The 8,347-nt window shown below is 53.0% G+C and carries 9 protein-coding genes and 1 rRNA gene; 7 read left to right on the forward strand and 3 right to left on the reverse strand.

Annotated features, from left to right (window positions below):
* Positions 1 to 94: 94 nt before the first annotated feature.
* The 4 genes from V8L71_RS19090 (at position 95) to V8L71_RS19105 (ending at position 4,044) form a co-directional block, all read left to right on the forward strand.
* Complete coding sequence (locus V8L71_RS19090; protein ID WP_035587409.1) at positions 95 to 1,132, forward strand: type I glyceraldehyde-3-phosphate dehydrogenase; 1,038 nt, start codon at positions 95 to 97, stop codon at positions 1,130 to 1,132.
* Positions 1,133 to 1,199: 67 nt separating this feature from the next.
* Positions 1,200 to 2,369 carry a phosphoglycerate kinase gene (locus V8L71_RS19095; protein WP_336275158.1) on the forward strand — a complete coding sequence of 390 codons (1,170 nt, stop codon included), beginning with the start codon at positions 1,200 to 1,202 and terminating at the stop codon, positions 2,367 to 2,369.
* A 96-nt stretch (positions 2,370 to 2,465) separates the two neighbouring features.
* On the forward strand, positions 2,466 to 3,530 hold the full coding sequence (gene fba / locus V8L71_RS19100; protein ID WP_008959652.1) for a class II fructose-bisphosphate aldolase: 1,065 nt from the start codon (positions 2,466 to 2,468) through the stop codon (positions 3,528 to 3,530).
* 238 nt (positions 3,531 to 3,768) lie between these two features.
* Positions 3,769 to 4,044: a hypothetical protein gene (locus V8L71_RS19105; protein WP_332870631.1), complete on the forward strand. Its 276-nt coding sequence runs from the start codon at positions 3,769 to 3,771 to the stop codon at positions 4,042 to 4,044.
* Positions 4,045 to 4,061: 17 nt separating this feature from the next.
* Here the strand turns inward: V8L71_RS19105 and V8L71_RS19110 are convergent, their stop codons facing one another.
* Entirely contained in the window at positions 4,062 to 4,487 is a 426-nt protein-coding gene (locus tag V8L71_RS19110) for a hypothetical protein (RefSeq protein WP_101146334.1), read from the reverse strand.
* 286 nt (positions 4,488 to 4,773) lie between these two features.
* Here V8L71_RS19110 and V8L71_RS19115 point away from each other — a divergent pair, with 286 nt between their 5' ends.
* The 3 genes from V8L71_RS19115 to V8L71_RS19125 are packed head-to-tail and all read left to right on the forward strand — an operon-like array spanning position 4,774 to position 6,816.
* Positions 4,774 to 5,472, forward strand: a complete 699-nt coding sequence (locus tag V8L71_RS19115) for an HAD family hydrolase (RefSeq protein ID WP_336275159.1) — start codon at positions 4,774 to 4,776, stop codon at positions 5,470 to 5,472.
* 2 nt (positions 5,473 to 5,474) lie between these two features.
* Positions 5,475 to 5,849 (forward strand): translation initiation factor Sui1, encoded by a 375-nt coding sequence (locus V8L71_RS19120; protein ID WP_176304881.1) that lies wholly within the window; start codon positions 5,475 to 5,477, stop codon positions 5,847 to 5,849.
* A gap of 58 nt (positions 5,850 to 5,907) precedes the next feature.
* A complete protein-coding gene (locus V8L71_RS19125; RefSeq protein WP_176304880.1) occupies positions 5,908 to 6,816 on the forward strand; it encodes a nuclease-related domain-containing protein in 909 nt (302 codons plus the stop codon).
* Positions 6,817 to 6,824: 8 nt separating this feature from the next.
* Here V8L71_RS19125 and V8L71_RS19130 read toward each other — a convergent pair whose 3' ends face one another.
* Together V8L71_RS19130 and rrf are read right to left on the reverse strand one after the other, a co-directional pair.
* Positions 6,825 to 8,156, reverse strand: a complete 1,332-nt coding sequence (locus tag V8L71_RS19130) for a deoxyguanosinetriphosphate triphosphohydrolase (protein WP_035564913.1) — start codon at positions 8,154 to 8,156, stop codon at positions 6,825 to 6,827.
* Positions 8,157 to 8,236: 80 nt separating this feature from the next.
* Positions 8,237 to 8,347 (reverse strand): 5S ribosomal RNA (rrf, locus tag V8L71_RS19135); the annotation flags it as partial.

Below are 8,347 nucleotides of genomic sequence, written 5' to 3' on the forward strand. Positions count from 1 at the left end.
CAACTGATAAGAATCGCTGGCAGAAATGCGTTATCATTCCACGGTTTTCGACGTCATTTTCATGATTGATTCACTTTTAAGAGCCGCCCTCCGCATGGCTAATTCTGCTCCCCGGTATCGCATCGCCATTAACGGTTACGGACGCATTGGCCAATGCGTGCTTCGGGCGCTCGTTGAGCGGCACCACCCGGAAATTGAAGTGGTCGCCATTAACGAGCTCTCCGATCTTGCCACTATCACCTACTTGACCCGCTATGACACTACCCATGGCCGCTTCCCAGGTGAGGTGGATAACGACGGCGAGTGTCTAGTGGTCAACGGCCAACGTATTCAGGTGCTATGCGAACAAGATCCGCGCAAGCTGCCCTGGAAGGCGTTTGATGTGGACCTGGTGCTGGAGTGCTCTGGGAGCTTTAAAGATCGTGCCACTGCCGAGCAGCATTTAAAGGCAGGCGCTAAGCGGCTGCTGTTTTCCCAGCCTGCGGAAAATGATGTCGACGCCACCATTGTATGGGGTATTAATGAAGGCGAGCTGGCGCTTTCCCAGCGCATCCTTTCTGCCGCTTCGTGTACCACCAACTGTCTTGTGCCGCTGTTAACCATTCTGGATGAAGCGCTCGGCCTTGAGCACGGTGTCACCACGACCATTCACTCGGCGATGAACGACCAGCCGGTGATTGATGCGTATCATCAAACCGACTTGCGTCTTACCCGCTCGGCAATGCACTCCATTGTGCCAGTGGATACCGGCTTGGCGCTCGGCATCAGCCGCTTAATGCCTCACCTGGCGGGCCGTTTCGAGTGCCTGCACGTACGCGTTCCTACCATCAATGTTTCTGCGATGGATGTCGCGTTGACGGTTCGCCGTGATACTCACCGGGATGATGTCAATGCGCTGCTGCTGGCCGCCAGTCAGCAGCGCTTAAAGGGTGTACTTGGCTATACTGAAGCACCTATGGCGTCGGTTGATTTCAACCACGACCCGCGCTCAGGCATTCTCGATGCCACCCAAACACGGGTGGCCGGTAAGCGCCTTATCAAGCTGTTGTGCTGGTTCGATAATGAGTGGGGGTTCGCTAACCGGATGCTCGATATTAGTCAGCGATTGGCCACACTTTCGGCACAGACATAACCTGTTGGCATTATTGGTTTACTTTTTACTTTCAGCTCAATGGCATAAACACGAGGAAACCGCTCACATGAACGTGAAAAAGATGACTGACCTTCCCCTGGAAGGACAACGCGTGCTGATCCGTGAAGATTTGAATGTGCCCATCAAACATGGCCGCGTCACCAGTGACGCCCGCCTGCGAGCCGCCCTGCCAACCATTCAAGCAGCGGCGAAAGCGGGGGCAAAAGTGATGCTCATGAGCCATTTAGGTCGCCCTACTGAAGGCGAGCCCGCCGAAGAATTCTCACTCGCGCCGGTGGCTGAGCATTTGGGGGAGCTGTTAGGTCGCCCCGTGCCGCTAATCAAAGCGTATCTTGGTGAGACGTTAGAAATCACCAACGGCGATGTCGTTCTACTAGAGAACGTGCGTTTCAATAGCGGCGAGAAAAAAGATGATGAACAGCTGGCGCAGCAGTACGCCGCGCTGTGCGATATCTTTGTCATGGATGCCTTCGGCACCGCCCACCGAGCGCAAGCCTCTACCCATGGTGTGGCGCGCTTTGCCCCCAGCGCCTGCGCAGGTCCACTGCTTGCCCAAGAATTGGATGCCTTAGAGAAAGCCCTGGCGAATCCGGCACGCCCCATGGCGGCGATTGTGGGTGGCTCAAAAGTCTCTACCAAACTGGACGTGCTTACCGCGCTGGCCGACAAATGCGACCAGCTGATCGTGGGCGGCGGCATCGCCAACACCTTTATTGCCGCTGCGGGCTATAATGTCGGCAAATCACTTCATGAAGCCGATTTGATTGGCCAGGCAAAAGCCCTGATGGAGAAGGTGTCGATTCCGTTACCCACCGATGTCGTGGTGGCCACTGAGTTTTCCGAATCGGCAGAGGCCATCGTCAAACCGGTCGATCAAGTGGCTGACAACGAGATGATTTTAGATATTGGCCCCGATACCGCCGCTCACTTAGCTAGTATGCTTAAAGATGCTGGCACCATTTTGTGGAATGGCCCCGTCGGGGTATTTGAAATCGATCAGTTCGGCAAAGGCACCCAGGTTATCGCCCAGGCTATCGCTGATAGCGCAGGTTTCTCGATTGCGGGCGGTGGTGATACGTTAGCGGCCATTGATAAATATGCTATTGCTGATCGTGTTTCCTATATCTCCACCGGCGGCGGTGCTTTCCTTGAGTATGTCGAAGGCAAGCAGTTGCCCGCCGTAGCAGCGCTCGAAGCTGCCGCCAAACGCGGTTAATATGGGGCGACTTAAACCACCCGAGCAATAAAGCCGCGGTGTTACTAGCCCCATTGTGACAACATGCTTTTTTTAAAACTTAGATAAGGTGATTGAATGGCTCTGATCAGCATGCGCCAAATGCTCGACCATGCCGCCGAATATGGCTACGGCATCCCAGCATTTAACGTTAATAATCTTGAGCAGATGCGCGCCATTATGGAAGCTGCTGATGCCACCGATTCACCGGTAATCGTGCAAGCCTCTGCTGGCGCTCGTAAATATGCGGGAGCTCCGTTTCTACGCCACCTGATTTTAGCGGCGGTAGAAGAGTTCCCCCATATCCCGGTGGTCATGCATCAGGATCACGGTACTAGCCCTGCGATTTGCCAGCGCTCTATCCAGCTTGGCTTCTCCTCGGTAATGATGGATGGCTCACTGGGCGAAGACGGCAAAACACCCACCGATTACGACTACAACGTTAACGTTACTCGTCGTGCCGTCGAAATGGCCCACGCCTGCGGTGTGTCTGTTGAAGGCGAGCTGGGCTGCCTGGGCAGTCTGGAAACAGGCATGGCCGGTGAAGAAGACGGCATTGGTGCTGAAGGCAAGCTGGATATGGAACAGCTGCTGACCGACCCTGAAGAAGCGGCCGAATTCGTCAAAGCGACGCACGTAGACGCCTTGGCCATTGCCATTGGCACCAGCCACGGCGCTTATAAGTTCACCAAGCCACCCACCGGGGATACGCTCTCTATCCAGCGCATCAAAGAGATCCATGCGCGGATTCCAGACACCCACCTCGTCATGCACGGCTCTTCATCCGTGCCGCAGGAGTGGCTGGAAGTGATTAACCAGTATGGCGGCCAGATTCCAGAAACATACGGCGTTCCGGTGGAAGAGATCGTTGAAGGGATTAAGCACGGCGTACGCAAGGTGAATATCGATACCGATCTTCGCTTGGCGTCTACAGGGGCTGTGCGTCGTTTTATGGCTCAAAATCCTGCCGAATTCGACCCACGTAAATTCCTCAAAGAAACCGTCACCGCGATGCGCGATCTGTGTATTGCTCGCTATGAAGCCTTTGGCACAGCAGGTAACGCTAGCAAAATTAAACCGATCAGTTTAGAAGAGATGTCCCTGCGCTATGAGCGCGGTGAACTGGCTCCTAAGATCAAGTAAACCTGTTACTTCCATTGTTTACTATAAAGACGACCAAACGGTCGTCTTTTTTTACCTATCCCACGTTATGCTCGACGAAATACATATTGCATTGCAGCATTGATACGCTAACACTGGTGATGAGTCCACGAGGTTTCGTGTTCAAATAGAGAGGCTAATACTCATGAAAAGCTCCACAATGGCGCCACTGATGCCCACCACTCCGTTAGCGATGTTCGATGTTTGGAAGGCGGGCCTAATGGCGTTTGAACTATGGTCCACTTCTCTGTCGACCATCACTATGCGCAATCACTTATGGCAAACACAGCCTTTCTTCAGTCCTAAAATGATGAAAGAAAATCAAAAAATGGTCACCGAAAAGCTCGAGGCCAGCATGGAAGCTGGCCTCGAAATGCAGAAAGCATTGTTTAACTCTATGAATGGCCAGCTAGCCCCTTGGTGGGTCACCAGCCAGCTCACAATGAAGCCTTATCATCAGCGCAGCAGTGCTAACTCACGCCGTCTAGCTAAATAATGTTTCAGGCACTGACGTTACTCGTTATCGTCAGTGTCTCCATCGTCATCTTCGCTATTTTCTTCTTCGCTGCTATGAATAGCATCATCCGGACTGCCAGTACCGCCTGTGCCAGCCTCTGGGTTTCGCTCTTCACTCTTGCCAGTCTCTAACTCTACGTCATCCTCGCCTGCGCTGGTGGCTACTTCTTCGTTCTTCTCTTCCTCTTCTTCTTCTTCACGCACACGGGTCTGCTCATTAGTATCCTCGGCATCGCTAGATGACGCCACGTCGTCACGTTTTACCGATCCGGCTTTAATACCGTATTCCTTTTCAAGCGCTTCATCATTAAGAGGCTCGTGCTGTTCGCCTTCCGTTTCATGATTATCAGCAAACACATAGCCAGTCGTCGTTAGCAAAGCAGCGCTGAGGGCTAAGGGTAGGATCCAAGGGGTGAATCGCATCGGACGTTCTCCATGTTTTGGTTATGACAGAATAGTGTATCCCTACTATCTCTTCAGCGCAGCTTGGCCGTTTCCAACGCTAGCGCGACAGCGTGTTCTGAAGCTAGATGACAGACAACAGCAGCCACCAAAATGAGCGTAGCCGTTTAAGCTGTCTCAAGAGTCGCGTTCAGGCAAGCAAAAAATAACAAAACAGTGTTCACAAATGGCGTAAAATCCCGTTCAATAGCAGTATAGATGGCTTCAACTAACACTGGCAGCGCTAAAGTCGCTGCAAGGAACCGTAATGCCGCTCCCACTTTTGCTGTTTGACTGTGATGGCACACTTGTCGATAGCGAACCGCTACTAGCCGAAGAGATGGCCACCGGGCTTAATTCAGTTGGGCTGCCGTTTGCTACTACCGATTACCTCGGTGAATTTCGTGGAGCGCGCTTTCGGCGTATCGTTGCTGAACTTCAACAGCGCTATGGTGATGTTGATCCTGATCGGCTTGAGCGCATGGAAATCACTATGCGAGCCAATCTAGCGACTCGGCTTGCCCAGGAGTTGACGACCATACCAGGTGCCCGTGAAGCGCTGGATATACTGAGTTCTTATCCGAGTGCGGTTGTCTCTAATGGGCCTGAAAGTAAAATTCTTACGGCGCTAGAAGCCACAGAACTTAGCCATTATTTTGGAAACCGCTTTTTCAGTGGCTATACCGCCAATTGCTGGAAGCCTGAACCCTGTTTACATTTACACGCAGCCAGTATCATGGGCTATGCAGCGCGTGACTGTATCGCAATAGACGATGCCTTAGTCGGTGTTCGCGCAGCACTGCAAGCGGGGATGACGGTGATTCATTTAAATCGTTTCCCGGATGCCGAAGAAACGCCTGAAAATGCCATTATGATCAGCAATATGTATCAGTTACCCGCCGTAGTGGAGCGTCTCACGCGTGAATATTGGCAGACCCCCGTGCCCCAACACTCTATCGGAGGATAATAATGACCTCTTTACGTGACCAATTGGGTGGGCTGGTTTACTCCACCGAACATGGTAAAACCTGCCCCACCTGTCGGGAAGCACTTGAAGCCTGTCACTGTGATGATGTAAGCGAACAACAGCGCTTAGCCGAGCTAGATGGCATAGTGCGCATTCGACGCGAAACCAGCGGCCGTAAAGGCAAAGGGGTTACCACGGTTAGCGGCATCCCTTTGTCTGGTGAAGAACTTAAAACGTTAGCAAAAACGCTTAAAAAACGTTGCGGGACGGGCGGAGCCGTTAAAGACGGTATTATTGAAATACAAGGCGACCATCGTGATGTTCTGCGCCAGGAGCTCAGTGCACTCGGCTATCAGGTTAAACTCGCAGGGGGTTAAAGCCTCTACACCACCAAGACTTACCGTTAAGTAAGTCGCTATAGGGCAAGGCACTGCAATGGCTTGGCTGGAATACTTGCTACCCCTCATTTTTTTATTCCCCATGGCGGCAATGGCCAGTATTGTCCTGGCGCTGCGCAACCTACACGATGCGCGCGTCCATTCGCCCTTCAAGGCTCCCCTTCATGAACCGGGCCAGGCGCTGCGCCATCGCCTTGACCAAGCTTTTTCCAGCCTATTTCTAAACGGGGCGTTAGGCCCCATCATTAGCTTAGCCCCTCTGGTGTATGGCATGGGCCGCATGCTTTTTGTGGACCAACAAGATTGGGTCGAATGGGCTTTATATGGGCTACTCAGCACGCTGCTAGTACTGACGTTTTCACTGCTGCTGGTGCGTGATTATCAACGTATTCGGCGACTAAAATTAGGCCTCGCTTGCGAGCTTGCCGTTGGCCAAGAGCTTGAGCGTTTAGTCCGCCCTGAGGCCCACCCCTACTACGTATTTCATGATGTCCCCACCGATAGCTTCACGATTGATCACGTGGTGGTAACTCCTCACGGTGTTTTTGTGGTGGAAACAAGGGCAAGAACGCTCGCTATTGGTACTGATGGCAACGAACTCAACACAGTGGCGGTAGAGCGTGAGCGGCTACGCTTTCCACATTGGCAAGAGCGCCGGCCACTGCATAAAACGCGCCAAGGCGTTAGCTGGCTCAGTCAATGGTTAGAGCGCCGCTGCGGTATGCCGGTACCGGTTAAAGGAGTATTAGTGCTGCCCGGCTGGGAGATTGATACCAGCGAGGCCTCGCCGGATATCTTGGTGGTGAGTGGCGAGCAACTTGCCCAACAGCTCACCGAGATCACGCCGGGACAGATGAGCGATGCCATTCACGATAAAGTTATCCATATCTTGCTGGAGCGGGCACGGCTGATGGAACTCAAACATCTCCGCCAGCCGTCCGTATAATGTGCGGCTTAGTCGCCGCGTAACCGCCCGCCCATCTCTTGGGCAAGATCGACTGCATAGTGGTCCGTCATCCCACCGATAAAGTCCAGCATTCGGCGGTAGCTATCATAAAGCGGCCAAGAAGGCAGCGGCGTGTTTTCGCCAATCAGGGCCAACACACGCTGATGTTTAAACGATGAATGCCCGGTGTGATGTAGCTCGTGGGCAGCACCAATAAAAGCTTCCAAGAGAATACCTAGCGTCGTATAGGCACCAATCTCTAATTTCGCTTTACGCTCGTTTTGGAAAATACGCTCTCGGGCAAGCTGCTTCGCCGCCTGAACACCCCATCCAAGGTCGGGGTGACACAGCTCTAATAGGTCATCACTGAGGGTGCCGCTTAGCAGGGCCTGCTCATGCTGTACAAACACCGCGCCGACATCATTGACGGCACGTTCCATAGCAGCACCACGGAGTAACGCGATACGCCGCCGCTGGGAGACATTACGGGCTTGCATATCGGCATATTCAGGCGGGAACTCTCCGGCAATTTGACGCAGTATTTCGACGACTTCTTCATAGCGCAGAATACCCATTTCTAAACCATCTTCCAGGTCTAACAGGGCGTAACAAATATCATCGGCGGCTTCGACAAGCCAAGCCAACGGGTGGCGGCACCAGCGCTGCTCGCCTTGCGGCAACAAACCTACCGCTTCAGCCACTTCTTTGAGCAGCGCTTGCTCTGACTGGTAAGCGCCGAATTTGCCCGCGCGACCGCTGTATCGAACCGTCCAAGGGTATTTAAGTAGCGCACCCAGGGTGGCTGCTGACAGCCGCATACCACCATTAAACTGGTTATATTCGATCTGAGTAATCACTCGAAAGCCCTGAGCATTGCCTTCATAGGTCAACAGATCCTCGCGCTCTGCGTCTGAAAGGCCTTCTAATAGCCCACTGCTTTGAGCACGCTGAAACCAATCGCGAATGGCATACTCACCGGCATGACCAAAAGGGGGATTCCCAATGTCATGCCCCAGGCACGCTGTCTGCACAATGACCCCAAGATCAGCGGGCGTTATCCATTCTGGCAAGCGATCACGCAGTAACTCTCCGACAATCATACCCAGAGAACGACCAACACAGCCGACTTCTAGCGAGTGAGTTAGGCGAGTATGAATATGATCGTTTTCTGTCAGTGGATGCACCTGTGTCTTACGGCCAAGACGCCTGAACGAGCCTGAAAAAACAATCCGGTCATGGTCTTTATGAAACGGGCTACGACCGATTTCACGAGTACTTGTTGAGCGTTGGTCGTGAAGACGACGTGGGGAAAGTAGCTGTTCCCAGCGCATCTGAGTCATGGGCAATCCTCCTTGAGGAGTGCATTTTGCCATAAAAAAAACCCCCAAGGCGTTAGCCCTGAGGGTTTTTTGGTATAGGTGCCTGACGATGACCTACTCTCGCATGGGGAGACCCCACACTACCATCGGCGCTAAGCGGTTTCACTGCTGAGTTCGGCAAGGGATCAGGTGGTTCACGCGTGCTATGGTCG

This window comes from Vreelandella indica (genome assembly GCF_037070225.1).
GTDB lineage: Bacteria > Pseudomonadota > Gammaproteobacteria > Pseudomonadales > Halomonadaceae > Vreelandella > Vreelandella arctica.